This is a genomic window from Pseudoalteromonas sp. CO348, assembly GCF_004208845.1.
GTDB lineage: Bacteria > Pseudomonadota > Gammaproteobacteria > Enterobacterales > Alteromonadaceae > Pseudoalteromonas > Pseudoalteromonas maricaloris.
The window spans coordinates 1-241 of sequence record NZ_SGPI01000093.1; the positions used below are offsets into that span (position 1 = coordinate 1).

Here is a 241-nt window from a genome sequence, read left to right on the forward strand (position 1 = left end):
AGTCTCTCTTTCCGCACCATGTTCTCGATTGGAACTAAAACAATCAAATTTTCGTTGGAGTATCGCCAAGCGGTAAGGCAGAGAAGAGAGAGGTTTTGATCCCTCACTCATCCACCCCCGGATTCAAATCCTGGGTTCAACAATTTAAGTTAGATTTGAGTTTTCGTTGGAGTATCGCCAAGCGGTAAGGCAGCGGGTTTTGATCCCGCCATTCCCAGGTTCAAATCCTGGTACTCCAGCC

General features: G+C 47.3%; 1 tRNA gene. It reads left to right on the forward strand.

Going from position 1 to position 241, the window contains the following annotated elements:
• Positions 1 to 167: 167 nt before the first annotated feature.
• Positions 168 to 239, forward strand: a tRNA-Gln gene (locus EXT48_RS23625).
• Positions 240 to 241 lie beyond the last annotated feature (2 nt).